This window comes from Leifsonia sp. NPDC080035 (assembly GCF_040050925.1).
In the GTDB taxonomy this organism is placed as follows: Bacteria; Actinomycetota; Actinomycetes; order Actinomycetales; family Microbacteriaceae; genus Leifsonia.
Map to the genome: position 1 here is coordinate 2,634,025 of NZ_CP157390.1, position 26,583 is coordinate 2,660,607.

The 26,583-nt window shown below is 70.4% G+C and carries 24 protein-coding genes and 1 tRNA gene; 19 read left to right on the forward strand and 6 right to left on the reverse strand.

Annotated elements, in window-relative coordinates:
• The first annotated feature begins 111 nt into the window (after positions 1–111).
• From tyrS to xerD, 8 genes are all read left to right on the forward strand, one after another.
• The gene (tyrS, locus tag AAME72_RS12840; protein ID WP_348786943.1) at positions 112–1,428 is read left to right on the forward strand and encodes a tyrosine--tRNA ligase; all 1,317 of its coding nucleotides are present in this window, start codon (positions 112–114) and stop codon (positions 1,426–1,428) included.
• 10 nt (positions 1,429–1,438) lie between these two features.
• A complete protein-coding gene (locus tag AAME72_RS12845) occupies positions 1,439–1,636 on the forward strand; it encodes a hypothetical protein (RefSeq protein WP_348786944.1) in 198 nt (65 codons plus the stop codon).
• Positions 1,629–2,420, forward strand: a complete 792-nt coding sequence (locus tag AAME72_RS12850) for a TlyA family RNA methyltransferase (RefSeq protein ID WP_348786945.1) — start codon at positions 1,629–1,631, stop codon at positions 2,418–2,420. Before AAME72_RS12845 ends, AAME72_RS12850 begins: the two co-directional genes overlap by 8 nt.
• Before the next feature lie 109 nt (positions 2,421–2,529).
• Positions 2,530–3,456 (forward strand): NAD kinase, encoded by a 927-nt coding sequence (locus AAME72_RS12855; protein ID WP_348786946.1) that lies wholly within the window; start codon positions 2,530–2,532, stop codon positions 3,454–3,456.
• The gene (recN, locus tag AAME72_RS12860) at positions 3,449–5,173 is read left to right on the forward strand and encodes a DNA repair protein RecN (RefSeq protein ID WP_348786947.1); all 1,725 of its coding nucleotides are present in this window, start codon (positions 3,449–3,451) and stop codon (positions 5,171–5,173) included. The genes AAME72_RS12855 and recN overlap by 8 nt, the downstream gene beginning before the upstream one ends.
• A gap of 78 nt (positions 5,174–5,251) precedes the next feature.
• Complete coding sequence (locus tag AAME72_RS12865; RefSeq protein ID WP_348790134.1) at positions 5,252–6,955, forward strand: CTP synthase; 1,704 nt, start codon at positions 5,252–5,254, stop codon at positions 6,953–6,955.
• Positions 6,956–6,958: 3 nt separating this feature from the next.
• Positions 6,959–7,600, forward strand: a complete 642-nt coding sequence (locus tag AAME72_RS12870; RefSeq protein ID WP_348786948.1) for an NUDIX hydrolase — start codon at positions 6,959–6,961, stop codon at positions 7,598–7,600.
• Positions 7,597–8,502, forward strand: a complete 906-nt coding sequence (gene xerD, locus AAME72_RS12875; protein WP_348786949.1) for a site-specific tyrosine recombinase XerD — start codon at positions 7,597–7,599, stop codon at positions 8,500–8,502. The genes AAME72_RS12870 and xerD overlap by 4 nt, the downstream gene beginning before the upstream one ends.
• 65 nt (positions 8,503–8,567) lie before the next feature.
• On the opposite strand, the gene AAME72_RS12880 is transcribed toward xerD, so the two are convergent.
• A complete protein-coding gene (locus AAME72_RS12880; protein ID WP_348786950.1) occupies positions 8,568–9,083 on the reverse strand; it encodes a GNAT family N-acetyltransferase in 516 nt (171 codons plus the stop codon).
• Between the two features lie 125 nt (positions 9,084–9,208).
• On the opposite strand from AAME72_RS12880, the gene AAME72_RS12885 reads away from it, so the two are divergent.
• From AAME72_RS12885 to der, 7 genes are all read left to right on the forward strand, one after another.
• Complete coding sequence (locus tag AAME72_RS12885) at positions 9,209–10,108, forward strand: ParA family protein (protein WP_348786951.1); 900 nt, start codon at positions 9,209–9,211, stop codon at positions 10,106–10,108.
• Between the two features lie 70 nt (positions 10,109–10,178).
• Positions 10,179–11,012 (forward strand): ScpA family protein, encoded by an 834-nt coding sequence (locus AAME72_RS12890; protein ID WP_348786952.1) that lies wholly within the window; start codon positions 10,179–10,181, stop codon positions 11,010–11,012.
• A complete protein-coding gene (locus AAME72_RS12895; protein WP_348786953.1) occupies positions 11,002–11,634 on the forward strand; it encodes an SMC-Scp complex subunit ScpB in 633 nt (210 codons plus the stop codon). The genes AAME72_RS12890 and AAME72_RS12895 overlap by 11 nt, the downstream gene beginning before the upstream one ends.
• On the forward strand, positions 11,624–12,490 hold the full coding sequence (locus AAME72_RS12900) for a pseudouridine synthase (RefSeq protein ID WP_348786954.1): 867 nt from the start codon (positions 11,624–11,626) through the stop codon (positions 12,488–12,490). The genes AAME72_RS12895 and AAME72_RS12900 overlap by 11 nt, the downstream gene beginning before the upstream one ends.
• A gap of 186 nt (positions 12,491–12,676) precedes the next feature.
• Positions 12,677–13,765, forward strand: coding sequence for a prephenate dehydrogenase (locus tag AAME72_RS12905; protein ID WP_348786955.1), 1,089 nt, complete (start codon positions 12,677–12,679; stop codon positions 13,763–13,765).
• On the forward strand, positions 13,762–14,430 hold the full coding sequence (gene cmk / locus AAME72_RS12910) for a (d)CMP kinase (protein WP_348786956.1): 669 nt from the start codon (positions 13,762–13,764) through the stop codon (positions 14,428–14,430). The genes AAME72_RS12905 and cmk overlap by 4 nt, the downstream gene beginning before the upstream one ends.
• The gene (gene der, locus AAME72_RS12915; protein WP_348786957.1) at positions 14,423–15,928 is read left to right on the forward strand and encodes a ribosome biogenesis GTPase Der; all 1,506 of its coding nucleotides are present in this window, start codon (positions 14,423–14,425) and stop codon (positions 15,926–15,928) included. Before cmk ends, der begins: the two co-directional genes overlap by 8 nt.
• Positions 15,929–16,051: 123 nt before the next feature.
• On the opposite strand, the gene AAME72_RS12920 is transcribed toward der, so the two are convergent.
• Positions 16,052–17,230 (reverse strand): adenosylhomocysteinase, encoded by a 1,179-nt coding sequence (locus AAME72_RS12920; protein WP_348786958.1) that lies wholly within the window; start codon positions 17,228–17,230, stop codon positions 16,052–16,054.
• A gap of 471 nt (positions 17,231–17,701) precedes the next feature.
• On the opposite strand from AAME72_RS12920, the gene AAME72_RS12925 reads away from it, so the two are divergent.
• The 3 genes from AAME72_RS12925 (at position 17,702) to AAME72_RS12935 (ending at position 21,946) form a co-directional block, all read left to right on the forward strand.
• A complete protein-coding gene (locus tag AAME72_RS12925) occupies positions 17,702–20,041 on the forward strand; it encodes a glycosyltransferase family 2 protein (RefSeq protein ID WP_348786959.1) in 2,340 nt (779 codons plus the stop codon).
• Entirely contained in the window at positions 20,041–21,633 is a 1,593-nt protein-coding gene (locus tag AAME72_RS12930) for a chitinase (RefSeq protein ID WP_348786960.1), read from the forward strand. The genes AAME72_RS12925 and AAME72_RS12930 overlap by 1 nt, the downstream gene beginning before the upstream one ends.
• A gap of 239 nt (positions 21,634–21,872) precedes the next feature.
• Positions 21,873–21,946 (forward strand) — tRNA-Pro (locus AAME72_RS12935).
• Positions 21,947–22,530: 584 nt separating this feature from the next.
• On the opposite strand, the gene AAME72_RS12940 is transcribed toward AAME72_RS12935, so the two are convergent.
• The 4 genes from AAME72_RS12940 to AAME72_RS12955 all read right to left on the reverse strand — a co-directional run bounded on the left by AAME72_RS12940 (position 22,531) and on the right by AAME72_RS12955 (position 25,729).
• Complete coding sequence (locus AAME72_RS12940; RefSeq protein WP_348786961.1) at positions 22,531–23,001, reverse strand: hypothetical protein; 471 nt, start codon at positions 22,999–23,001, stop codon at positions 22,531–22,533.
• Positions 23,002–23,342: 341 nt separating this feature from the next.
• Positions 23,343–24,047: a hypothetical protein gene (locus AAME72_RS12945; RefSeq protein ID WP_348786962.1), complete on the reverse strand. Its 705-nt coding sequence runs from the start codon at positions 24,045–24,047 to the stop codon at positions 23,343–23,345.
• 10 nt (positions 24,048–24,057) lie between these two features.
• Positions 24,058–24,780: a hypothetical protein gene (locus AAME72_RS12950; protein ID WP_348786963.1), complete on the reverse strand. Its 723-nt coding sequence runs from the start codon at positions 24,778–24,780 to the stop codon at positions 24,058–24,060.
• Positions 24,781–25,009: 229 nt separating this feature from the next.
• Positions 25,010–25,729, reverse strand: coding sequence for a DUF4386 domain-containing protein (locus AAME72_RS12955; protein WP_348786964.1), 720 nt, complete (start codon positions 25,727–25,729; stop codon positions 25,010–25,012).
• A gap of 112 nt (positions 25,730–25,841) precedes the next feature.
• Here AAME72_RS12955 and AAME72_RS12960 point away from each other — a divergent pair, with 112 nt between their 5' ends.
• Positions 25,842–26,546, forward strand: a complete 705-nt coding sequence (locus AAME72_RS12960; protein WP_348786965.1) for a TetR/AcrR family transcriptional regulator — start codon at positions 25,842–25,844, stop codon at positions 26,544–26,546.
• Positions 26,547–26,583 lie beyond the last annotated feature (37 nt).

The window sequence follows — 26,583 nt, forward strand, 5'->3', positions numbered from 1 at the left end:
CAAACCTGATCTGCATGTTATCAGGCGTGCAGGCCTGATGCAATGCCAATCAGGCTGTCGGGCCTGACCTTCGGTCCCGGGGGCGCGGAACCCCGCTGATACTCTGTGGGGGTGTCTGAATCGGCCGTCTCCAACGAACAGCGTCTCACTGCGCAGACCAACGACCCGTCTTTCGAGGACGTCTGGGATGAGCTGAAGTGGCGCGGGCTCATCCACGTCTCCACGGATGAGGCCGAGCTCAAGCAGCTCCTGGCCGGGGACCCGATCACGTATTACTGCGGCTTCGACCCGACCGCGGCGAGCCTGCACCTCGGTCACCTGGTGCAGCTGCTGACGATGCGTCGCCTCCAGCTCGCCGGTCACAAGCCGCTCGGCCTCGTCGGCGGTTCCACCGGGCTCATCGGCGACCCGCGCCCCACGGCCGAACGCACGCTGAACACCCGCGAGACCGTGGCGGGATGGGTGCGGTCGCTGCAGGAGCAGGTGTCCACCTACCTGTCGTTCGAGGGCGAGAACGCCGCGCGCCTGGTCAACAACCTCGACTGGACGGCACCGCTGTCCGCCATCGACTTCCTCCGCGAGATCGGCAAGCACTTCCGCGTCGGCACGATGCTGAAGAAGGACGCCGTCTCGGCGCGCCTGAACTCCGACGAGGGCATCTCGTACACCGAGTTCAGCTACCAGATCCTGCAGGGTCTCGACTTCCTCGAGCTGTACCGGCAGTACGGCTGCGTGCTGCAGAGCGGCGGCAGCGACCAGTGGGGCAACCTGACCAGCGGCACCGAGCTCATCCGCAAGGTCGAGGGCGTGCACGTGCACGCCATCGGAACGCCGCTGATCACCAACAGCGACGGCACCAAGTTCGGCAAGAGCGAGGGCAACGCGATCTGGATCGACGCGGCGCTCACGAGCCCGTACGCCTTCTACCAGTTCTGGCTCAACACCGACGACTCCGACGTCGTCGACCGGCTGAAGGTCTTCACCTTCCTCACCCGCGACGAGATCGGCGAGTACGAGCGGAAGGTGAAGGAGGAGCCGTTCAAGCGCGAAGCGCAGCGCCGGCTGGCGTACGACGTGACAGCGCTCGTCCACGGTGCGGAGGCGACGGAGGCGGTCATCGCCGCATCCGAGGCCCTCTTCGGGCAGGGCGACCTGGCCGGCCAGGACAAGGCGACGCTGGAGGCCGCGCTGCGCGAGCTCCCGAACACGACGACGGCCGCGTCGACGACCATCGCCCAGGCGCTGGTGGACACCGGCCTGACCAAGAGCCTGAGCGAGGCACGCCGGGCCGTGAGCCAGGGCGGCGTGTACGTGAACAACGCGAAGGTCGAGGACGGCGAGTCCGCGGTCGGCGACGCGCTGCTGCCCGGCGGCATGGTCGTGCTGCGGCGCGGGAAGAAGACCCTCGCCGGCGTGTTCGTCGAGTAGGGTGGCCGGCATGGATCGCGACGAGGATGCCGTCGGCGAGGAGCGCGCCGAGGGCGCCGAGCGCGCCGGGGGCGTTGACGAGGGCCTGCTGCCGCGTCTCGAGGTGATCGAGGAGCAGCCGCTGGCCGCGCGCGCCGAGGCGTACGCGCAGCTGCACGCCGAGCTCTCCGCGCGCCTCGAGGGCGCGGACACGCCGCGGCATGCCTGAGCGGCTCGACGTCGCGCTCGCGGCGCGCGGGCTCGCACGCTCGCGGTCGCACGCGGCGACGCTGATCGCGGAGGGACTCGTGACGGTCGACGGCCGTCCGGTCGTGCGCGCGTCGGCGAAGGTCGCGGAGGACGCGGTCATCGAGGTCGCGGGCGCCGACCACTACGTGAGCCGGGGCGCGCACAAGCTGATCGCCGCGCTCGACGCCTTCGACATCCCCGTCGCCGACCGCGTCGCCCTCGACGCAGGGGCGTCGACGGGCGGCTTCAGCCAGGTGCTGCTCGAGCGCGGCGCCGGCCGCGTGATCGCCGTGGACGTCGGGCACGGCCAGCTCGCACCCGCACTGGCGGGGGAGGCGCGGCTGGAGTCGTACGAGGGCGTCAACGTCCGCTCGCTCACGCCCGAGCTGCTCGCCGGCCTGACCGGCTCGCCCGTGCGTCCCGATCTCGTGGTGGCCGACCTGTCCTTCATCTCGCTCGGCCAGGTGCTGCCCGCCCTCCGGGCGACCGCCGCCGAGGACGCCGACTTCGTGCTGCTGATCAAGCCGCAGTTCGAGGTGGGCCGCGGCGGCATCCGGGAGGGCATCGTGCGCGACGCCGGCCTGCGCGCTGACGCGGTCGGCGGGGTGCTCTGGGCGGCCTTCGACACCGGTCTCGGCACCGGCGGCCTGATCCCGTCGCCGATCGCCGGCTCGCACGGCAACCGGGAGTTCCTGGTCTGGTTGAGCGCCGGCGGCAGCAATCCGACGGAGTGGCTCGACCGCATCCAGGAGGTCGCCGGATAGTCCTCCACGGAGGGTGTCCGGGATGTGAATTTTCCCCAGACGCGAGCGATCCGCCCAGCAGCGGCGGAATCTCCGACAGAATGGGAAGACGGAGCAAAAGGGAGGCAACGTGACGGAAACGGGTGCAGCGCCGCGGTACATCCTCGTCGTCGCGCACACCGGCCGTCAGGACTCCCTGCTCGCGGGAGTGCGCGTGTGCCGTCAGCTCATCGACGCGGGCGTCGTCCCTGTGCTGAGCGAGGACGAGCGTCGCGACCTGCTCACGGCGGAGCCGGACCTCGACGCGGTCGCCGTGCTGGGCGACGAGGTGCAGCCCAACGAGCTGGAGCTCGTCATCGTGCTCGGGGGCGACGGCACCATCCTGCGCGCGGCCGAGCTGGTCCGCGGCTGCACGGCCCCGCTGCTCGGCGTGAATCTGGGGCACGTCGGCTTCCTCGCCGAGAGCGAGCGCGACGACCTCGAGATCGCGGTGGCCCGCGGGCTCTCCAAGGACTACGAGGTGGAGGAGCGCATGACGCTCTCCGCGCGTGTGAAGGTCGGCAAGGAGGTCGTCTACGAGAGCTGGGCTCTCAATGAGGCGACGGTGGAGAAGGCGAGCCGGGAGCGGATGCTCGAGGTCGTCATCGAGGTCGACGGGCGTCCGATGTCGAGCTTCGGCTGCGACGGCGTCGTGATGTCCACGCCGACGGGGTCGACGGCGTACTCGTTCTCGGCGGGCGGACCGGTCGTGTGGCCGGGCGTCGCCGCACTGCTGCTGGTACCGCTCAGCGCGCACGCGCTGTTCTCCCGCCCGCTCGTCGTCGACGCCGACTCCTCGCTCGCGGTCGAGCTCCTCGACCGCGCGGGCGGGGAGGGCATCCTCTGGTGCGACGGCCGTCGTGCCTTCGACCTGCCGCGGGGGGCGCGCGTCGTGGTGCGTCGGTCGCCGATCCCGGTGCGGCTCGCGCGGCTGCACACCGGTGCGTTCACCGACCGGCTCGTGCACAAGTTCGATCTGCCCGTGACGGGGTGGAGGGGGCCGGCGGGCCGTGACTGACGTGCGTGGAGGCATCGAGGAGATCTCGATCAGAGACCTGGGCGTCATCGCGGACGCTGCGCTGCCGCTCGGACCCGGCTTCACCGCGATCACCGGCGAGACCGGCGCGGGCAAGACGATGGTGGTCTCGGCGCTCGGCCTGCTGCTCGGAGAGCGCGCCGACACCGGCGCCGTCCGGCTCGGCAGCCCGCAGGCCTGGGTGGAGGGTCGCTGGCGTGTTCCGCAGAACGGCGACGTCGTGGAGCGCGTGCGCGATGCGGGCGGCGACGTCGACGAGCTCGGCGGCGGCGAGGCGGAGCTGGTGCTCACCCGCTCCGTGTCGGCCGAGGGCCGCTCGCGCGCCGTCGTCGGCGGCCGCAGCGCCCCCGTGAGCGTCCTCACAGAGCTCGGCGGTCAGCTCGTGGTCGTGCACGGCCAGTCCGATCAGATCCGGTTGCGGTCGGCCGTGGCGCAGCGCGAGGCGCTCGACCGCTTCGCCGGCCCCGACTTCGCCGCGTCCGTCGAAACATACGCGCAGGTCTACCACCGCTGGCGCGACAACCGGGCCGAACTGGACGAGCTCGTCTCCGATCAGGAGCGACGGGCCCGCGAGGCGGAGGACCTGCGCGTGGCCATGGCGGAGATCGAGACCGTCGCACCGCAGGCGGGCGAGGAGACCGAGCTCGCAGAACGCGCCGAGCGTCTCACGAACCTGGAAGAGCTGCGGCTCGCCGCCGCCGGTGCGCGCGAGCTGCTCTCGGCGGAGGAGTCCGAGGGCGCCGACGCGCTCGGCCTGCTCGACAACGCGCGCCGCCAGCTGGAGCGCGTCGCCCCGCACGACGCCGAGCTGACGCCCCTCGCGGAGGCCGTCGCCAACGCCAACTACCTCGTCTCCGACATCGCGGCCCAGCTCTCCACTTACCTCGCCACGCTCGACACCGACGGCGCACGGGAGCTGGAGATCGTGCAGGAGCGCCGTGCCGAGCTCGCCACGCTGGTGCGCAAGTACGGCCCCACCCTCGAGGACGTGATCGCGACACTGGAGACCGGGAGCCTGCGGCTGCTCGAGCTCGACGGCGACGCCGACCGCATCCAGGAGCTCGCCCGCGAGGTCGAGGCGGACGAGGCCCTCGTGGCCGAGCTGGCCGCCGACCTCGGCGCCCGTCGCCGGGAGGCGGCCGCGCGCCTCGCCGACGCCGTCTCCGACGAGCTCGCCGCGCTCGCCATGCCCGATGCGCGGATCGTCGTCGAGGTGACCGAACGCGACGAGTACACGGCGAGCGGACGCGACCAGGTCGCCATCCTGCTCCGCCCGCATCCCGGCGCCGAACCCCGGCCGCTCGGCAAGGGCGCCTCCGGCGGCGAGCTCTCGCGGGTGATGCTGGCGATCGAGGTCGTCATCGCGGGAACGGACCCGGTGCCGACCTTCATCTTCGACGAGATCGACGCCGGCGTCGGGGGTGCATCGGCCATCGAGATCGGTCGCAGGCTCGCGCGCCTGGCCGAGAGCGCCCAGGTGATCGTGGTCACCCACCTCGCCCAGGTCGCCGCGTTCGCGACGAACCACCTCACAGTGGTGAAGGGCAACGACGGCGCGGTCACGGAGTCCAGCGTCCGCCGTCTCGACGGCGACGAGCGCATCGCCGAGATGGCGCGCCTCCTCTCCGGCCTGCCCGACTCCGACAGCGGCCTTGCACACGCCCGCGAGCTCGTCGAGATGGCCGCCGCGACGCGCTGATCGCGGCAGCCGCGGCCGGTCGAGCGCGCGTGGCCGGCGCGGAGCGACCCCGTGCCCGTGATAAGCTGCAAGCCCGTGGTGGATAATTCAGACGCGGTCATTTCAAACGGCATTACCAAGCACATCTTCGTCACTGGTGGTGTCGTTTCTTCGTTGGGGAAGGGTCTCACGGCCGCTTCCCTCGGCAACCTTCTGACGGCGCGCGGACTGCGCGTCGTCATGCAGAAACTCGACCCCTACCTCAACGTGGATCCGGGGACGATGAACCCGTTCCAGCACGGCGAGGTCTTCGTGACCGACGACGGCGCGGAGACCGACCTGGACATCGGGCACTACGAGCGCTTCCTCGACATCAACCTCGGCCAGTCCGCGAACGTCACCACCGGCCAGATCTACTCGAACGTGATCGCCAAGGAGCGCCGCGGCGAATACCTCGGCGACACCGTGCAGGTCATCCCGCACATCACCGACGAGATCAAGCGCAGGATGCGCCTCCAGGCCCAGCCGGGTCCGGACGGCGAGCCCGCGCCCGACGTCATCATCACCGAGATCGGCGGCACCGTCGGCGACATCGAGTCGCAGCCGTTCATCGAGTCCGCCCGCCAGGTGCGCCACGAACTCGGCCGCAAGAACTGCTTCTTCGTGCACGTCTCGCTCGTCCCGTTCATGAACGCGTCCGGCGAGCAGAAGACCAAGCCGACCCAGCACTCCGTCGCGGCCCTCCGCTCCATCGGCATCCAGCCGGACGCGCTCGTGCTGCGCAGCGATCGCCCGGTCTCCGAGTCGAACAAGCGCAAGATCGCGCTCATGTGCGACGTGGACGAGGCCGCCGTGGTCAACGCCGTCGACGTCCCGAGCATCTACGACATCCCGACGATGCTGCACGACCAGGGCCTCGACGCCTACATCATCGACCAGCTCGGCCTCGACAAGGCCGCGGACGTCGACTGGGACGGCTGGGCGCGCCTGCTGGAGGCGGTGCACGACCCCAAGCACGAGGTCACCATCGGCCTGGTCGGCAAGTACATCGACCTGCCGGATGCCTACCTCTCGGTCACCGAGGCGCTGCGCGCGGGTGGTTTCGCCCACCGCACCAAGGTGAAGCTGAAGTGGATTCCGTCCGACGAGTGCCAGAGCCCCGAGGGCGCGGCCGCGCAGCTCGCCGAGGTCGACGCCATCTGCGTACCCGGCGGCTTCGGAGTGCGCGGCATCGAGGGCAAGCTCGGCGCGCTGCGCTTCGCCCGCGAGAACGGCATCCCCGCGCTCGGCCTGTGCCTCGGCCTGCAGTGCATGGTCATCGAGTACGCGCGCAACAAGGCCGACCTCGCCGGGGCGTCCTCGTCGGAGTTCGACCCCGACACCGAGTTCCCGGTGATCGCGACGATGGCGGAGCAGGTGGAGATCATCGCCGGCGGCGACCTGGGCGGCACCATGCGCCTCGGCCTGTACCCGGCGGCCCTCGCCGAGGGCTCGATCGTCGCCGAGCTGTACGGCGCGAGCGAGGCCAGCGAGCGCCACCGCCACCGCTACGAGGTGAACAACAACTACCGCGAGCAGATCGCGGACGCCGGCCTGTGGTTCTCCGGGACCTCCCCGGACGGGCACCTCGTGGAGTACGTCGAGCTGCCGCGGGACGTCCACCCGTTCTACGTCGGCACGCAGGCGCACCCCGAGCTGCGGTCGCGGCCCAACCGTGCGCACCCGCTGTTCGCCGGCCTGGTCGGCGCGGCACTGGAGCGACAGAAGGCAAGCCTGCTCTTCGAAGTCGCAGCGGAGGCGTAGGGCATGGCGCAGGCACTCGCCGACGAGCCGTTCGAGCCGGAGATCGTCGACAGCGAGGCGGTGTTCCACGGCGCGATCTGGGACGTGCGTCGCGACCGGTTCCGCTACAACGGCGACGAGATCACCCGGGAGTATGTCGACCACACCGGTGCCGTGGCGGTCCTGGCGCTGGACGACGAGGGCCGCGTGCTGCTGATCCGGCAGTACCGGCATCCCGTCCGGCACCGCGACTGGGAGATCCCGGCCGGCCTGCTCGACATCACCGGCGAGGACCCGCTGGCGGCGGCGAAGCGCGAGCTCGCCGAGGAGGCGGACCTGCAGGCGGACACCTGGAACGTGCTCGCGGACGTGTTCACGAGCCCCGGCGGAAACGACGAGGCGATCCGGATCTACCTGGCGCGCTCCGTGCGTCCCACCGGTGAGGCGTTCGCCCGCGAGGCGGAGGAGGCCGACATCGAGGTCTCCTGGGTGCCGCTGGAGGAGGCGGTGGCGGGCGTGCTGGGCAGGCGGCTGCACAACGCGCCGCTCAGCATCGCCGTGCTCGGCGCGGTCGCCGCACGGGCGGCCGGCTGGAGCACGCTGGGCGAGGCCGACGAGCCGTGGCCGAGCCACCCCAAGCTGAACAGGCAGAGCACCGCGGGATGACCGTCGCGGCGGACGTGGACGCCTACCTGAGGCACGTGGCGATCGAGCGCGGCCTCTCGGCGAACACGGTCGCCGCGTACCGGCGCGACCTCGCGGTCTACGCGGACTGGCTCGCCGCCGAGGGGGCGGACGACCTGCGCGTCGTCACCCCGGCGACGGTGTCGGCGTACCTGCTGCACCTGGGCTCCCGGCCGGAGTCGCCGCTCACCGCATCCTCGCTCGCGCGGATGCTCTCGACGGTCCGCGGGTTCCACCGCTTCCTGCTCGACGAGGGCAGGGTGACCGTGGATGTGGCCCGCGACATCCGCCCGCCCAAGCTGCCGAGCCGGCTGCCGAAGGCGATCAGCGTCGACCAGGTGTCGTCGCTGCTCGCCGCCACCGACGGCGACGAACCGGCGCACCTGCGCGACAAGGCGCTGCTCGAGCTGATGTACGCGACGGGCGCCCGCGTGAGCGAGGCGGTCGGCCTGAACGTCGACGACGTCATCGACACCGACGTCGTCCGGCTCACCGGCAAGGGTTCGAAGCAGCGCATCGTGCCGCTCGGCAGCTACGCCCAGGCGGCGGTGTCGTCCTACCTCGTGCGCGCCCGGCCGCTGCTGTCCTCGCGCGGCCGCGCCACGCCGGCGCTGTTCCTCGGGATGCGCGGCGCGCGGCTGTCGCGACAGAACGTCTGGCTGATCATCCGTGCGGCCGCGGAGCGGGCGAACCTCGGCATCGAGGTCTCGCCGCACACGCTCCGGCACTCGTTCGCGACGCATCTGCTGGCGGGCGGCGCGGACGTCCGGGTGGTGCAGGAGCTACTGGGCCACTCGTCGGTGGCGACGACGCAGATCTACACCCTCGTCACGGCGGACACGCTGCGCGACGTGTACACGTCAGCGCACCCGCGGGCCCGTTGACCACGCCGCGACTCACGACGAACGGCCGGGATTCGTGACGAACGGGCGGGATTCGTGACGAAGCGCTAGGGGAGGGTTCGGTGCCGGGGGCGCGGGGCGCGGCGGCGCAGCCAGACGAAGACGGACCCGCCGTCGTAGCCGGCCCGGCGCGTCGGGCCGAAGCCGAGCTTGCGGAGGACGCCGAACGACGGGGCGTTCCAGGACGCGACGGTCGCCCAGAGCACAGGGAAGCCGGCGGTGAACGCGGCATCGACGACGGCGGCGGCCGCCTCGCTCGCGTAGCCGTTGCCGACGTGGCGGCGCATCAGCTCGTAGGCGAGCTCGGGCTGCCGGGCGCTCGCGCGGCCGACGATCAGGCCGCAGTAGCCGAGTGCCTCACCGGTCTCGGCGAGCTCGATCGTGTAGAGGCCGAAGCCCGCCTGCTCCGCCGCCTGGTGCTGCGCATCCAGTCGCGCCCGCTCCTCCTCCAGGGAGCGCTCGGGTGCCGCCGGGTCCTCGGCCAGCAGCTCCCTGTTCCACTCCGCGTCGCGGCCGTCCCTCAGGCGCAGACGCAGGCGCGGCGTCGTCAGTTCGGGTGGCATCGGCGGCACGGAACTCAGAGTACGCCAGACAACCCGCCGCGGGGCCGCCCCGCGAACGGGGGAACCCGCGGATAGACTGTGCCTTTGAACGAGGCCACCGGACGAGGAGACGAGGAACACCTTTGGTGACGCGCAACGACGAGGTCAGGACCGAGCTGCCGGGCATGGATGACGCATCCCTCGCCGCCAAGCTCGGACCCACCGGGCGTCCGCTGCGCGCGTTCCCCGAGCCCGCGACGCTGACGCAGCACGGTCCGGCGAAGATCGTCGCCCTCTGCAACCAGAAGGGCGGCGTCGGCAAGACCACCACGAGCATCAACCTGGGTGCGACGCTCGCCGGCTACGGCCGCAGGGTTCTCGCCATCGACTTCGACCCGCAGGGTGCGCTCTCCGCCGGACTCGGCGCGCAGACCCACGACGTCACCACGATCTACGACCTGCTGCTGAACCGCAATGCGGACATCCACGAGGCGATCCAGAGCACGTCGGTGCCGGGGCTCGACATCATCCCGGCGAACATCGACCTGTCCGCGGCCGAGGTGCACCTCGTCAACGAGGTCGCGCGCGAGCAGATCCTCGCGAGCGTGCTCCGCAAGGTGGCGGGCGAGTACGACGTGATCCTGATCGACTGCCAGCCCTCGCTCGGCATCCTGACCGTGAACGCGCTGACGGCGTCGCACGGCGTGCTGATCCCGCTCGAGTGCGAGTACTTCGCGCTGCGCGGCGTCGCGCTGCTGATCGAGACCATCGACAAGGTGCGCGAGCGGCTGAACCCCGCGATCGAGCTCGACGGCATCCTGGCGACCATGTACGACTCGCGGACGCTGCACTCGCGTGAGGTGCTGGAGCGCGTCGTCGACGCGTTCGGCGACCGCGTGCTGGAGACGGTGATCTCCCGCACGGTCAAGTTCCCGGATGCCTCGGTGGCTGCCACCCCGATCACGCAGTTCGCGCCGGAGCACGCCGCCGCCGAGGCGTACCGCCAGCTGGCGAGGGAACTGATCTTCCGTGGCGCCGTCGCCTGACGACCACGCCGATCCCGTGACGTCGAAGGGCACGTCGTTGTCGCTTTCGGGCGCCGAAAGCGACAGCGACGTGCCCCTCGGCGAGCAGGATGCCGTGGAGGCGCAGGAGCAGGTGGAGGCGGAGGCGGGGTTCCGGGTGGCCGTCGGCCCGTTCGAGGGGCCGTTCGACCTGCTGCTCTCGCTGATCACCAAGCACGAGCTCGACATCACCGAGATCTCGCTGAGCCGCGTCACGGACGAGTTCATCGCCTACCTGCGGCAGCTGGACGCCGAGGACAGCCTGGACGAGGCCAGCGAGTTCCTGCTCGTGGCCGCCACCCTGCTCGACCTGAAGGTCGCCGGGCTGCTGCCGCAGGGCGAGCTCGTGGACGCCGAGGACGTCGCGCTGCTGGAGGCGCGCGACCTGCTCTTCGCCCGGCTGCTGCAATACCGCGCGTTCAAGCAGGCGTCCGCCTGGTTCGCCGAGCGGCTCGACGCCGAGAACGCCCGGCACGCGCGCACCGTGCGGCTGGAGGACAAGTACCGGCAGCGCACGCCGGAACTGGTCTGGACCCTCGGCCTCGACGACTTCGCCGCGATCGCCACCCTCGCGCTGACCCCGCGGGAGATCCCCGTGGTCGGACTCGACCACCTGCACGCGCCGCTGGTCAGCATCCGCGAGCAGGCGGCGGTCGTGGTCGGGATGCTGCGCAGCGGCGAGCCGCTGTCGTTCCGGCAGCTCGTGGCCGGTGCCGAGCAGAAGGGCGTGGTGATCGCGCGCTTCCTCGCGGTGCTCGAGCTGTACCGGCACGCGGCGATCGCGTTCGAGCAGCTGGAGCCGCTCGGCGAGCTGACGCTGCGCTGGACGGCGGAGCACTGGTCGGAGGAGAACCTGTCGAACCTGGGAGCGGACTATGACGGTTGACGGCACCGAGACCGAGATGCAGCCCGTCGCGGTCGACGATGCGCGCATCGAGCGCGCGCTCGAGGCGATCCTGATGGTCGCGGACGAGCCGATGAGCCTGGTGACCCTGGCGACGGCGGTGGGGGCGCCGGTGAAGCGCGTGCGTCAGGCGGTGGATGCGCTGGTCGCCGACTACGACGGGACGCCCGGCCCCGCGGGCGACGACGGGACGCCCGGCGTCCCCGGCGTTCGCCGCGGCTTCGAGCTGCGCGAGGTGGGCGGCGGCTGGCGGATCTACGTCCGCCCCGAGTTCGACGAGGTCGTCTCCGGATACGTGCTGCAGCAGAACCCGACGAGGCTGTCGCAGGCCGCGCTGGAGACGCTGGCCGTGATCGCGTACAAGCAGCCGATCAGCCGCGGCGCGATCGCCTCCATCCGCGCGGTCAACGTGGATTCGGTCGTGCGCACGCTGCTCGGCCGCGGCCTCATCACCGAGCTCTTCACCGACAGCGAGACCGGCGCCATCAACTACGGAACGACGGACCTGCTGCTCACCCAGCTCGGCATCAACTCCGTGGACGAGCTGCCCAAGATCTCGCCGCTGCTCGCCGACGGAGCGGACGGGTTCGACGATGTCCGCTGACGGCGAGAAGCAGCAGGGGGAGCGGCTGCAGAAAGTGATGGCGGCGGCGGGGGTCGCCTCCCGCCGGGTCTCCGAGGAGATGATCGTGGCCGGACGGGTGACCGTCAACGGCGAGGTCGTCACGGAGCTCGGCCGCCGGGTCGACCCGGAGCACGACCGGGTCGCGGTGGACGGGACGGCGGTGCAGCTGGACTCGAGCCGTCGCTACGTGATGCTCAACAAGCCCGTCGGGGTCGTCAGCTCCATGCGCGACGAGCAGGGCAGGCCGGACCTGTCCCGGTTCACCGCCGACTACCCCGAGCGGCTGTTCAACGTCGGCCGGCTGGACCAGGAGACCTCGGGGCTGCTCATCCTCACCAACGACGGCGAGCTCGCGCACGTGCTCGCGCACCCCAGCTTCGGCGTGACGAAGACGTACATCGCCCGCGTGCGCGGCACGGTGACGCCGCAGACCATCGCCCGGCTGACGAAGGGCGTCGAGCTGGAGGACGGGCCGATCGCGGCGGACAAGGCGCGGCTCATGCAGGTGAGCCAGGGCGGCGGCGACAGCATGGTGGAGCTGACGCTGCACTCCGGCCGCAACCGGATCGTGCGGCGGATGATGGCCGAGGTTGGGCATCCCGTCATCGAGCTGGTGCGCCGTCAGTTCGGGCCGCTGCACCTCGGCACGCTGCAGGTGGGGCGGATGCGCGAGCTGACCAAGGATGAGCTCGGCAAACTGCTGACGATCTCCCGCGAGGGCGGGGAGCGACCGCAGGCGGCGGCGGGGAAGCCGGCGCCCGGCGGGAAGCCCGCGGGCGCGGCGCGGAGGCCCGCGAAGCCGCGCGGGGATCGCCGCCAGGGCGACCGGCGCTGACGCGCGAGGCCGGCGGCGATTCGTCACGAACGCGCGGGACTCGTCACGAACGGCTCGTATTCGTGACGAATCGGAGCGCACCCTCCCGGCGCCACGAGTTCCGACGCGCCCACCTCGGTGCTCGCCGTCCGCCCACGCCTGACGCCCCGTGACGGACGCCGCCCGGCCGCTGGCTAAAGTGGACGGGTGACTGATTCCGCCTCCCGGCTCGCCGGACCCGTCCGCGTCGTGGGGACCGGGCTGCTGGGCGCCTCCGTCGGCCTCGGGCTGCGTGCCCGCGGCGTGGATGTGCTGCTCGCCGACTCCTCGCCCTCCCACCTGCGGCTCGCCGCGGACTACGGGGCCGGACGGCCGGACGACGGTGCCATCGAGCCGGTGCTGATCGTGGTCGCGGTGCCGCCGGACCTCGTCTCCCGCGTGGTCGCCGACGAGCTGGCCGCGCATCCCGCCGCCGTGGTCACGGACGTCGCCAGCGTCAAGGTCGCTCCGCTCGCGGAGCTGGAGGACGCCGGAGTGGACCTCGCGCGGTACGTCGGCTCGCACCCGCTCGCCGGCCGCGAGCGCGGCGGTCCCAGCGCCGCGCGCGCAGACCTGTTCGTCGGGCGCCCATGGGTGGTCGCCGCGCGGCCGGAGAACGCCCGCGCGGCCGTGAACCTGGTGGAGGCGCTCATCCTCGACCTCGGCGCGACCCCGGTGGAGATGGCGGCGCCCGACCACGACGCCGCCGTCGCGCTCGTCTCGCACGCTCCGCAGATCATCTCGTCGCTGATGGCCAAGCGGCTCACAGACTCCACCGACGCGGCGCTCGGCCTCGCCGGGCAGGGCGTGCGCGATGTGACGCGGATCGCGGCGAGCGAGCCGGAGCTGTGGGTGCAGATCCTCGGCGCGAACGCTCCGGCGATCGTGGAGATCCTGCGCGCCTACCGCGACGACCTGGACCGCGTGCTCGCGGCGCTCGGCGACGTGGACGCGGCGGGCGCCCGCCGCGCGATCGCCGAGGAGATCGCCGGGGGCAACACCGGCGTCGCCCGGCTGCCCGGCAAGCACGGCCAGGACAAGCGCTACGCGAGCCTCGTCGTGATGGTGGACGACCGGCCGGGCGAGCTCGCGCGGCTGCTCGCGGAGCTCGGCGAGCTGGACGTGAACCTCGAAGACCTGAGGCTGGAGCACTCGCCCGGGGCCGCGTTCGGCCTCGCCGAGATCGCGGTGCTGCCCGAGGTGCTCGGCCGCACCGTGAACGACCTGACCGATCGTGGCTGGAGGATCGCCGGATGACCGAACTCGTGCTCGCCATGGACGGCCCCGCTGGAAGCGGGAAGTCCTCCGTCAGCAAGGCGGCGGCCCGAAGGCTCGGCTGGGCGTACCTCGACACCGGGGCCGCGTACCGCGCGCTCAGCTGGTACGTGATGCAGCGGCGCATCGACCCGACGGACTCCGCGGCCGTGGTGGATGCGCTGCCCGACTTCGACTACCGGATCGGCACCGACCCGGACACCTACCACGTGTTCGTTGGCGACCACGACGTCACCGACGCGATCCGGGAGCCGGAGGTGACCGCCGTGGTGTCGGCGATCGCGCGGGTTCCTGAGGTCCGTTCCTTCCTCACGCGGCTGTTCCGCGACATCGTGGCCCGCAGCGATCGGGAGGGCATCGTGGTGGAGGGCAGGGACATCACGACCGTCGTCTGCCCGGATGCGCCCGTGCGCATCCTGCTCACCGCCGACGAAGAGGTTAGAATGGCCAGACGTTCCGCCGAGCTGACCGGGCATTCCGCCGCTCACGTCGGCGAGGCCCTCCGGCGGCGCGATGCGGCCGACTCCCGGGTCGTGGACTTCATGAACGCCGCAGACGGTGTGACCACCGTCGACTCCACCGATCTCGACTTCGAGCAGACCGTCGACGCGGTCGTCGCCGTCGTGCAGAAAGAGACTCATGTCTGACATCGAAAACGAGCCCCAGGGCTCCGACGACCTCGTCGAACGCCTCGCGTCCCTCGACGAGGATCTCGCCGTCCAGCGCGCGAACGCCCTGCGCAGCGGGCTGGAGGAGTACGAGCTCGACGAGGCCGACCTCGACATCCTCGGCGTCGCCGGTGAGGACGTCGACGCCATCACCTACCTGCCCGCACTCCCGGTGCTCGCGATCGTGGGCCGGCCGAACGTCGGCAAGTCCGCGCTCGTCAACCGCATCCTCGGCCGCCGCGAGGCCGTCGTGGAGGACACTCCCGGTGTCACCCGTGACCGCGTCTCGTACCAGGCCGAGTGGAACGGCCGCCGGTTCACGGTGGTCGACACCGGCGGCTGGGAGCCGGACGCCCGCGGGATCGACGCGTCCGTCGCCGCGCAGGCCGAGGTCGCCATCGACCTGGCCGACGCCGTCCTCTTCGTCGTGGATGCGACCGTCGGCGCGACCTCGACCGACGAGCACGTCGTCCGGCTGCTGCGCAAGACCAGGAAGCCGGTGTTCCTCGCCGCCAACAAGGTGGACGACGCCCGCCAGGAGCCGTACGCGACCGAGCTGTGGTCGCTGGGGCTCGGCGAGCCGCATCCCGTCTCCGCCCTGCACGGCCGCGGCGTCGCCGACCTGCTCGACGAGATCCTGAAGGTGCTGCCGGAGGTCTCCGCTGTCGCCAAGCAGGAGGTCGGCGGTCCGCGCCGTGTCGCGATCGTCGGGCGGCCGAACGTCGGCAAGTCCTCGCTGCTGAACAAGGCGGCGGGGGAGGAGCGCGTTGTGGTCAACGAGCTCGCCGGCACCACCCGCGACCCCGTGGACGAGCAGGTCGAGCTGGGCGGCAAGGTGTGGCGCTTCGTCGACACCGCCGGCATCCGCCGACGTGTGCACCTGCAGCAGGGCGCGGACTTCTACGCGTCGCTGCGCACCTCCACGGCGCTGGAGAAGGCGGAGGTCGCGGTCGTCGTGCTCGACGTGAGCGAGCCGATCAGCGAGCAGGACGTGCGCATCATCGACCTCGTGCTCGAGTCGGGCCGCGCGCTCGTGCTGGCCTTCAACAAGTGGGACCTGCTGGACGACGAGCGCCGCCGCTACCTGGAGCGCGAGATCGAGCAGGACCTGGCGCACGTGTCGTGGGCGCCGCGCGTCAACATCTCGGCGCGCACCGGCCGTCACCTGGAGAAGCTGGTGCCCGCGCTGGAGCTGGCGCTCGAGTCGTGGGACACCCGCATCCCCACCGGTAAGTTCAACGCGTTCCTGGCCGAACTCACCGCGGCGCACCCGCACCCGGTGCGCGGCGGCAAGCAGCCGCGCATCCTGTTCGGCACGCAGGCCTCCAGCCGGCCGCCGACATTCGTGGTGTTCACCACCGGGTTCCTGGACCCGGGCTACCGGCGCTACATCATCCGCCGGCTGCGCGAGGTGTACGGCTTCGAGGGCACCCCGATCGTGCTCAACATGCGCGTCCGCGAGAAGCGCAAGCGCTAGCGCCCCGGTCCCGGCCTCGCCCCCGCCGCCTGCCCGCCGAGCCGCCGAGCACAGGAAAAAGGTCGCGAATCCGCTCGATTCGCGACCTTTCCCCTGTGCTCGGCGGCCTGCGCGAGGGCCGGGTCAGGCGAGGAGGGCGACCAGGGCCTCGGCGAGGGCGCGGTCGATGGCGGCAGGAACCGGCTCCGCGCCCGTGAAGCGCGCGTCGCCGGCCGCGATCGCGGCGAGGCTTCGCGCCTGGAGGGCGAGGCCGAGGTCCATCGCCTGGATGGGGTTGCCGCCCGCGGCCGTCAGGTTGATCATCCTGGTCGCGTGCAGCACCACGATCTCGCGGCCGTCGTGCAGCCGGTGCAGCACCCGTGCGTCGTAGTCTCCGGACTCCGGCGACAGCGACACCGCCTCGCTGGTCGCGCGGGCGAGGGCCGCATGGTCGAGTTCCTGACCCTCGTGCCCGACGCCGGCGATCATCGCCCCGTCGCGCAGCGCGGCGATCCCCGCCTCGTCCACGACACCGCGCGCGCCGGTGGCGAGGAACACGATGTCGTTGCCGGCGAGCAGGCCGTGCAGGTCCTGCACGCGATGGCCGCGCATGACCGCATCCAGCCGGCGGAACGGGTCGAGGTCCGCCACCGACACCGTCGCGCCGAGCTGGCGGAGGGTGTCGGCGACGCCCTTGCCGCACGGCCCGTAGCCGACGACGCCGACCCGGGAACCGGGGAGCATGAGATTCGTCGCGTTCATGAAGCCCTGCACGATGCTCTGGCCGACGCCGAACTCGTTCTCGACCAGCAGCTTCAGCCGGCTGTCGTTGATGACGATCACCGGGAAGTCCGGTGCGGACGCCGCCGCCCGGATCCGCAGGCCTCCCGTCGTGGTCTCCTCCGTTGCGCCGCGGAAGCGAGGCGACCGAGGCGCGCCCGAGAGGAGCCTCAACACGAGGTCGCCGCCGTTGTCCAGGACCAGGTCGGGCTCGCGCCGGAGGATCTCGTCGAGGTGGGCGTCCCGCTCGGCCGCGGTGTCGGCGCGGGAGCCGAGCACATCCACCCCCGCGTCGCGAAGGGCCGCGGCCGTCGCCTCCTGCGTCGTGCCGAGGTTGCCCGTGATCACGACGTCGGCCCCGGCGCGCGCCAGGTACTCGCAGAGCACCGCCGTCTTCGGTTCGATGTGGATGGTGAGGCCGAGCCGGAGTCCGGCGAAGACGTGGCCGACCTCGTCGAAGGTGTCGGCGAGCAGGGGCATGTGCCTGGCGGCCCAGGCGGTCTCGGGGTGCGGGACGCGCCGAGTGGTGGATGGTGTCGTCACGGGTGCTCTCAATCGTTCGGGCCGCGCGCGTCTGCGGTCGCGGCGGTGGGGAGGGGAACGAGTGAGGCGTCAGGGATGCATCTCGCGGCGCGATTCGTCGCTCCCGTAGAGCGGGAGGCGACGCGCCGACGCGGTGATCGAGCACACCATGCGGGCAGTCTATCCGCCGCCGCAGCGTGCCTGAGGTTCGGGCGGTACGACACTGTCGTGGACGCGCGGCCCGGCCCGCACTAGGATCGCCTGCGGCGGTGTCCTCATCCATGCGTATGCATGAATGCGGGCGACGGCGCGTGTCAAGCGCGACACGCCGCTGGGCCAGCGGGATCGCGTCGGTGCCGCCCCCAAAGGAGGGGCGACCACAACGGGGGTATTTGTACCCCGGCTTGTCCTCATTATTGTGGACATAAGAGAGCTACCCGACCGCATTACCCGAAGATGCGGGCTCTCGTCATCGAGGACGCATACCCGAAAATGAGTTCTACACCTTCCTACACGCCTGCCCGAAAGCGCCAGTGGGGCGCCGAGCGCCGCACCGAGCCGCTGCCGACGGTCCACCCGAGGCCGTCGGACCGCAAGATCACCTGGAGCCGCGTCGCCATCGTCGCGACCATCGTGTTCTGGGCGATCTACGTCGTGACCACGATCATCCGCCAGTTCCTCGTGCTCGGCACGCAGGACTTCCGGTTCACGATGGAGGCCATCGGCTACACCGTGGTCGTCACCTTCCTGACGTTCTCCGCGCTGATGTACCTGGTCGCCCGCCAGGGCGCCCTGCAGCGCTTCCAGAAGCACGTCCGCGTCCCGCGCGCCGAGCTGGACCGGCACTTCGCCGAGCACCAGCCGTCGATCACCGTGCTCGTGCCCTCCTACGCGGAGGAGCCCGAGGTCGTGCGGATGACGCTGCTCTCCGCCGCGCTGCAGGAGTTCCCGTCCATGCGGGTCGTGCTGCTGGTCGACGACAACCCGAACCCGACCGACCCGGCCGTCGCGGAGCGGCTGGAGGCCACCCGCGCCCTCGCCGCTGACATCACCGAGCAGCTGTCGGAGCCGCGGTTCCGCTTCACCGACGCGCTGCTGCGCTTCGAGCTGGGCGACGACCGCGCGTTCGCGGCCGAGGCCGACTCCCTCGAGCTCGCCGAGCACTACCGCTGGGCGGCCGAGTGGCTCTACGCCCAGGCGGAGGCCCACGGTCTCGACGACCACGTGGACGTCTTCTTCGCCGACCAGGTGCTGCGGGGCCTCGGCGACGACCTGGCCCTGACCGGCGAGGCGGTCGCCGCCGCCGTCGCGGAGGGCGCTGCGCTCTCCACCGACCGCGTCGCGCAGCTGTACCGCCGCCTGGCGTGGACGTTCGATGCCGAGCTCGCGATCTTCGAGCGCAAGCAGTGGGCATCCCTGTCGCACGAGGCGAACAAGGCGATGAACCTGAACGCGTACATCGGCCTGATGGGCGGGGTGTACCGCGCCGAGGAGACGCCGGAGGGCCCGATCCTCACGCCGATCGCCGCCGGCTCCCGCCGCCCGGGCGACATCGAGATCCCGGACAGCGACTTCCTGCTGACCCTCGACGCCGACTCGATCCTGCTCCGCGAGTACTGCCTTCGCCTGACGTACTTCCTGCAGCAGCCGGACAACGCCCGCGTCGCCGTGACGCAGACGCCGTACTCGTCGTTCCGCGGCGCCGGCACCCGCATCGAGCGCCTGGCCGGTGCGACCACGGACATCCAGCACATCCTGCACCAGGGCAAGAGCTACTACGGAGCCACCTTCTGGGTGGGCGCGAACGCGGTCATCCGCAAGCGTGCCCTGGAGGACATCGTCGAGACCGAGTGGGTCGGCGGGTTCGAGGTGCGCCGCTACATCCAGGACCGCACGGTCATCGAGGACACCGAGTCGAGCATCGACCTCGGCACCCACGGCTGGACGCTCGTGAACTACCCCGAGCGGCTCAGCTACTCGGCGACCCCGCCGGACTTCGGCTCGCTGATCGTGCAGCGCCGCCGCTGGGCGAACGGCGGCCTGCTGATCCTGCCGAAGCTGTGGCGTCAGGTGCGCGAGCGCAAGCGCCGCGGCGAGCACGTCTCCCGCATCGAGCTGCTGCTGCGCGTGAACTACATGGCCTCGATCTGCTGGGCGAGCTTCGGCCTGATCTTCCTGCTGGCCTACCCGTACGACGGCCGGCTGCTCAGCCCCATGGTGCTGCTCGCCGCGCTCCCGTACTTCATCAGCCAGGCCAGCGACCTCCGCTACTCCGGCTACAAGGCCACCGACATCCTGCGGATCTACGGCTTCAACCTGATCCTGCTGCCGGTGAATCTGGCGGGCGTGCTGAAGTCCATCCAGCAGTCGCTGACCGGCAAGAAGATCCCGTTCGCGCGTACGCCGAAGGTGAAGAACCGCACCGCGTCGCCGCTGCTGTACGTGATCGCCCCGCTCGCGATCGTCGGGTTCTCGCTGTTCACGCTCTGGCGCGACCTCAACGCGCAGAACTGGGGCAACGCCGCGTTCGCCGCCTTCAACGCCACGCTCGCGATCTGGGCGATCGTCTCCTACATCGGCATCGGCAACACGATCGTGGACATCTGGCTGGGCCTCACCAAGCCGCTGTACGTGGACAAGTCGCGCACGCGCGCCGCGTCCGAGCCCGCCGCCGTGACCGCATCCATCGACTGGCGCTCCGTGCTGTACCACGGTCACGCCGGTGGCGAGGTCCCGCACGTGGAGCGCGGCGACGTCCGGATCGGCGGCGCGCCCGCCGACGTGCCCGTCGGCGACGTTCCCGTCGGTGACGGCGAGAAGCAGGCCGCGTGATGGCGAAGAAGGATGACACCGAGCGCCTCCAGGCGCCCGAGTCCGGCTCCGGCCGCCGCCTCTCCCCGCTGCGGGTGATCGGTGCTGCCCTGGTCGCGATCGTCGTGGTCGCCGCCGGCGTCGTCGGCCTGCAGTGGTGGAGCGCCAGGGCCGCGGTGGACGTGAAGCCGTGGTTCGCCGCGTACGTGGATGTGACCGCCACCCCCAAGTTCGCGTTCGAGAACCTGGGCGGCACCACGACGAAGGACGCCATCCTGTCGTTCGTCGTCTCCGACAAGTCCGACCCGTGCACGCCGTCGTGGGGCGGCGCATACACGCTGGATCAGGCGCGCGGACCCCTCGACCTGGACCGGCGCATCGCGCGTCTGCAGCAGCAGGGCGGCACCGTCGCGGTGTCGTTCGGCGGGCAGGCGAACGAGGAGCTGGCCGTCGGCTGCACCGACGCCTCCGCCCTGAAGAAGGCGTACGCGTCGGTCGTCGACCGCTACAAGATCGGCACCATCGACCTCGACCTCGAGGGCGACGGACTGGTGGATGCGGACGCCGCCGCCCGGCGCGCGACCGCCGTCGCCGAGCTGCAGCAGGAGCGCCGCGCGGCGGGCAAGAGCCTCGCCGTGTGGCTGACGCTGCCCGTCTCGCCGACCGGGATGACCGAGGACGGCACGAACGCGATCGCCGCCATGCTGAAGGCGAAGGTGGACATCGCCGGCGTGAACGTGATGACCATGGACTTCGGCTCCGCCAAGGATGCCAAGAAGTCGATGGCGCAGACCGCCGAGTCCGCGCTGACCGCGGCGCAGAAGCAGCTGGGCGTGCTCTACGACCGGGCCAAGCTGCACCAGAGCGACCCGAGCCTGTGGGCGAAGATCGGCGCGACCCCGATGATCGGCCAGAACGACGACGAGGATCAGGTGTTCTCGCTCGCCGACGCGAAGACGCTGAACGCCTGGGCCGTCTCCACCGGCATCGGCAGGATGTCGATGTGGTCGGCGAACCGTGACAAGACCTGCGGCTCCAACTATGTGGACACGACCGTCGTCTCGGACGCGTGCAGCGGCGTGAACCAGGGCAAGCAGACCTTCGCGGGTGTGCTGGCGAAGGGCTTCGATGGCCGGATCGCCCTCGGTGAGGGCGCCGTCACCACCCCGGAGCCGACCACGACCACCACCAAGGACGACCCGGCCCACTCGCCGTACTCGATCTGGACCGCGACCAACTCGTACCTGAAGGGCACGAAGGTCACCTGGCACCACAACGTGTACCAGGCGAAGTGGTGGACGAAGGGCGACGTGCCCGACAACCCCGTCCTGAACCAGTGGGAGACGCCGTGGGAGCTCGTCGGCCCGGTGCTGCCGGGCGAGACGCCCATCCCGCAGCCGACCGTCCCGCCGGAGACCTACCCGAACTGGACCGGCACGACCGCCTACGACAAGGGCAAGCGCGTGCTGTTCGACGGCGTCCCGTTCGAGGCGAAGTGGTGGACGCAGGGCGACAGCCCTGAGGCCGCTTCGTCCAACCCCGACTCGTCCCCGTGGACCCCGCTGACGCAGGACGAGATCGATCAGATCCTGGGCGGTTCGACCGGCCAGTAGAAGCTCGGCGGCGGGGTGCAGCCTCCCCGCGCACCTCGTCGCCGACCACACCTGGACACCCGCTGCGGGGCGGAGAGTCCAGGCCGCCGCGTGTGGGCGCGCTCGTCGGGAGCGGCGCCCGCGGCGCTGTGTCGGCGGGACCCCCAGTGACTTTCGGGTTGGTCACGACCGGTCCCGCCGACACGCTAGGATAGGGGAGTTGCCTTGCTTGGTGCTCTCACGCCTGGGCGGGGCAGCAACGGGCTGTGGCGCAGTTTGGTAGCGCACTTGACTGGGGGTCAAGGGGTCGCAGGTTCAAATCCTGTCAGCCCGACGTTCTGTCAACAGATAAGGCCGGTCACGCTCGCTCAGCGAGCATGACCGGCCTTATCTGTTGACAGAACTCGCTGCTGTCTATCGGGGTCCCCGCCGCGAGGGGCCCCGGGCGCCGCCCCGAGCGCAGCGAAGGGCCGGCGTCTGGGGGAGCGGTGGGGCGCAGCCTGGTGACGGGCGTGGAGAAGCGTCCACGGCGAGCTGCCTCCCTGCATGGAATCGTCGTTGGTTGCTGTCTCTGACCGACTTGGCATCAAAGGCGCAACCATGAGCGACGAGAACCCGCCTCCGCCCCCGGCGCGACCGGACGTCGAGAAGGTGTTCAAGCGCTTGACCGGGAACGGCTCCGACGTGGCTACGAACGCCTCGCTGAGGCGGCGCCAACGATGAGGACGGGGTACGAGGAGAGGACTACGATCATGCGGACGATGCAGTCCATGACGTGCGATGAGGTAGTCTGGGCCCCACTTCTTCGCCACCGCATGGCTGATCGCGTCTCCCGTCGTTCTCGCGATCTGGCTGGCCATGCCTCAGGTTGTTCAGGACTTCAGCCTTACTGACGCAGGTCACGAGAACTCGCGATTCTCAGTCTCCTTCCGGAGCTTCGCTAGGAACCTGGGTGTCGAGATCCTCGCGTAGTCCGCGCTTCACGAGCTCGGGAGTGCGCGACCAGTCCAGGAGGCGTTGGGCGGCAGCGCGGTACCACTTGGATCCTCTGACCAGCGAACCCAGGTCTGCGAATCCCCGACTCGCGAAGGCCCACCTAGATGCCACGAAGATGAGCAAGGCGAGGAACGCGACGAACTCGACGAATCCAGCGCCGCCGGACAAACCGTTGCCTGCAGTTACCACCGCGACGCCCTCGACAATGATCGCGACGAGGGCGACCACGAGGACACCGAAACTGCGGAGGACGCTCAAGAGGAGTTCCTCTCTGCGGGTCTCCGGGGACAGAAACGGGTGCTTCATCTTGCGCACCCGCTCGAACAGGATCGCGATGAGAAGCGCGGGCACGGCGGCGGCGATGGCGGTACAGGTCTCGGGGCTCAAATCCACCGGATCGACGCTAACAGCCGCGGGGAGGGATTCGATATCCCACGTTTTGGGTATCTTTGGTGGACGGCGTTCGATCAGCCGGGTGGGCTCCGGCCGCGATTCTCGCGATGGATAACGCCCCGACGAGGCGGACAGTTGCGCCCGCGACGTCGATGCCTGCGGCCTCCGACCATGCGAGTGCGATCGGAGGCCGTAGGCGCGATGCCGCACCGGATGCCGCTGGGCTACTTCCGTCGGCTGAGATAGATGATCCCCCACACGGCTCCGGCGAGGATGATCCCGCCGACCGCGAGGACGGTCAGAACGATAACGAAGTGAATCATGGGTTCACGCTATGGGATTCACCAAGCCCCACCGCGGGTCTGTGAAACGCCGCCCGTCGATGAGACGTTGAAGCGCAACCAGGTGTTGGAGGTGAATACGCCGCCGGTCTGGGAATTCCACTGCAGTTGAATGGAGCTCGTGGTCCCACCAGGGGTGTGGACCCATGACTGCGAGGTGACGGAACCGCCGACGATGTTGATTGCGGGGGAATGCCAGTTCCACACGCTAGAACCACCGGACCAGCGGGAGTAACTCGAATAGAACGACGCGCCCATCGTCAGCGAGGAGCTGTAGATCCAGCAGTCTTGTCCGTAACTGACGCCGGCGCTGGTTCCGAGGACGCATCCGCTGACGCCTCGTGCGCTCACTCCTTCTGGCAGCTCGACGGGGATTTCCAGGTCGGTCCCGATGATCGAGCCATCCGCGAACGTCTCGACGGTGCGGTGGAAGCCGTCAACGTCTGCCGTCACCACTGACACGGGTGAGGCGCCAGTGGATGAATCCAACGGAATACCCGCCTCGACCTTGGTGAGCAGTGCTTCCTGGGTGGCGGCATCGACGCCGAATCGGTCGGCCGTTTCATGAAAATACGCCAAGTCCTCCTCGGAGAGAGTGACAGTCGCTGATGTGGCGACCGCGGCTGAAGCGCCTGCGAACGGAGCCAGCACTGCGAGGGCGGCGGCCAGCGCCGCAGCCGCGACCCGTCGACGTGAGTGGTTCATGATCAGCTCCTTAGTAGTTGGCGGAAGAAGAAGCGCCACTGGTCGTGACGCTCAAACGGACATAACGGGACGCCTGGTACCAGCCGTCGATCACGGTGGTCCAGTTGAACTGCGTCCACCGGGACGTTCCGGGCGCTGTGGAGGACGAGAATCCGCCAGCGGTGGCCACACCGATATCGGTGTTGACGGTGCCGTTGCCGACGTTGTAGATGCTGGTTCCGCTCGACCACAGGGAGTAGCTCGCCTTGAATTGACCGGACGTGGCACCGTTGGTGACGATGATGGTGCAATTGGTTCGGTAGGACACTCCAGCGCTCGTCCCGGATGAGGAGCAATTCTGGATGGCGCGGGCCTTGGGATCGGCTGGCGCGGGTTGTTCGATGCCGGCCGCAATGAACGACCCGTCCTCAAATCGACTGATGGTGTAGCTGATCCCATCGATCGTTTCGATGTCGACGGAGGCAGGGGCGGCATCGGTCATGTTGTCCCAACCGCCACCTTCGGTCAACTTGTCCAGAAGCTCATCCCGTGTCGCGGGCGCGACCCCGAACTTGTCAAGTTCGGCGGTGATGCTGGCCTCTTGCTGTTCGGTGAGCGTGATGGGGGGCAATGGTTGAGAGGGCTGGTCGCCCGCCACGCCGGCTGTTGCGGCCCCGCTGGGCGCAACCCCAATCCCAAGCAATCCGATGACCGCGATCACGAGCACCCCCGCTCGGATCTTCAGTGATTTCATACCTGTAATCCCTCCCACTACGCAACGAATAGAGACCTCCAGGAGGAGGTCTCTACAAGGGATGTCCGGCAAGCCCTCTCCGGTTCCCACGTCCTCGGAGCCGCGGGTGCGAGACGTCTCGCGACCGTCGCGGCCTTCTCGAGTCCCCACGCGCCAGCCGCCGCCACGAAGGGATCGCTCCCGTGCTCAGGTGGCGGCAATGGATGGCCGTGTGGTCACGCCCGTCGTTCTACGGCATCCTCGCGGGCACCGCCCCCGCCCGGAAGCCCTTCACCAGCAGCCATACCCCGAGCGACGCCTCCCACACGATCTCCGGCAGCGTGAGCACGGCCGAGACGGGGGAGGCCTGGCCGTAGGCGCCGAACAGCACCGCGATTCCCGAGAGGGAGACCAGCGGGCCGCCGATCACTCCGCACAGCGCCATCCAGCGCGGGACGAGGCGGGAGCGGAACATCATCCAGCCGAGCAGGAGGCCGTTGCCGAGGCCGACCACGAAGCCGGGGCCGAGCAGGAACGTCCAGTCGTGCAGGGCAACGAACGCCCCCGCCGTGACCGCGACCGACGAGTCGTCCGTGCCGGAGCGCTGCAGCGACACCACCGTCAGGACGCTGAGGATGCCGACCGCGATGAAACCGCACTCCACCAGGCGCGCCGCGACGTAGCCCAGCGAGAGGGCCGGGAAGCGCCGGCGCAGCACCGGGTACAGCGCCAGGGCCGTGCCGATGTTCGCGGCGATCAGGATCAGCTCGCACAGCGCGCCGAGCAGCGGCCCGGTGTCCGAGGCGCCCCCGAGGACAAAGCGCGGGTCCGTCAGCGCCACGCCGTAGAGCTGCGCTCCGGCGATCGCGGAGACGAACGTGACGAGGAACAGCGCGCCGGCGATGCGGGCGAGCCGGCGCTCGCGCGGGTGCGCCGTGGCGGCGGCGGGGGAGAGGAGGGCGGTGTCCATGACGGGTCCTTCGAGTCGGAAGGTGTACGACGTACACCTTTGGCCTGAGCATAGGTGTACGGCATACACTCGGTCAAGAGCCGACGACCGATTCCGCGAGCGAGGGAGGCGCATGTCCACATCGAAGCCCGACCGGCAGCGGCTCTCGCGCGACCTGGTGCTGCGCTCCGCGCTGACCATCGCCGACCGCGAGGGCAGCGCCGGCCTCACCATGCGGCTCCTCTCGACCGAGCTCGGCGTCGTCCCGATGGCCCTCTACAAGCACGTCGCCAACAAGGATGAGCTGATCGACGGGATCGTCGACCTCGTCTGGGCCGAGGTCGAGCCGCCCGACGCCTCCGGCGATCCCGCGCAGTGGCGCCCCGCGATGCGCGCGCGGGCCGTCTCCCTGCGCGAGACCCTGCGCCGCCATCCCTGGGCCGTCGGCCTGATGGAGACCAGGATGCGGCCGGGCCCCGCCAACCTCGCGCAGCACAACGCGATGATGGGGTGCCTGCGCCGGGCCGGTTTCTCCTTCCGGAACACCGTCCACGTGACGTCGGTGCTGGACGCCTACGTCTACGGCTTCGCGCTGCAGCAGCAGACCCTCCCGTTCGACACCGCGGAGGAGTCGGGGGAGGTCGCCCAGCAGAAGCTCGAGCAGCAGCCCGCCGAGCTCGCCGAGCTCGCCGCACGGTTCCCGTACCTGATCGAGGTGGTCGCCGAGCTCGCGACCGCCGGGTACGACTACGACGCCGAGTTCGAGACCGGTCTCGACCTCATCCTGGACGGCGTCCAGCGGCTGCGACCGGAGTGGGTCGGCGGCTCGGGCGCGTAACGCGGGCCGTCACGCGTGACCGTCGCGGAACGTGAGT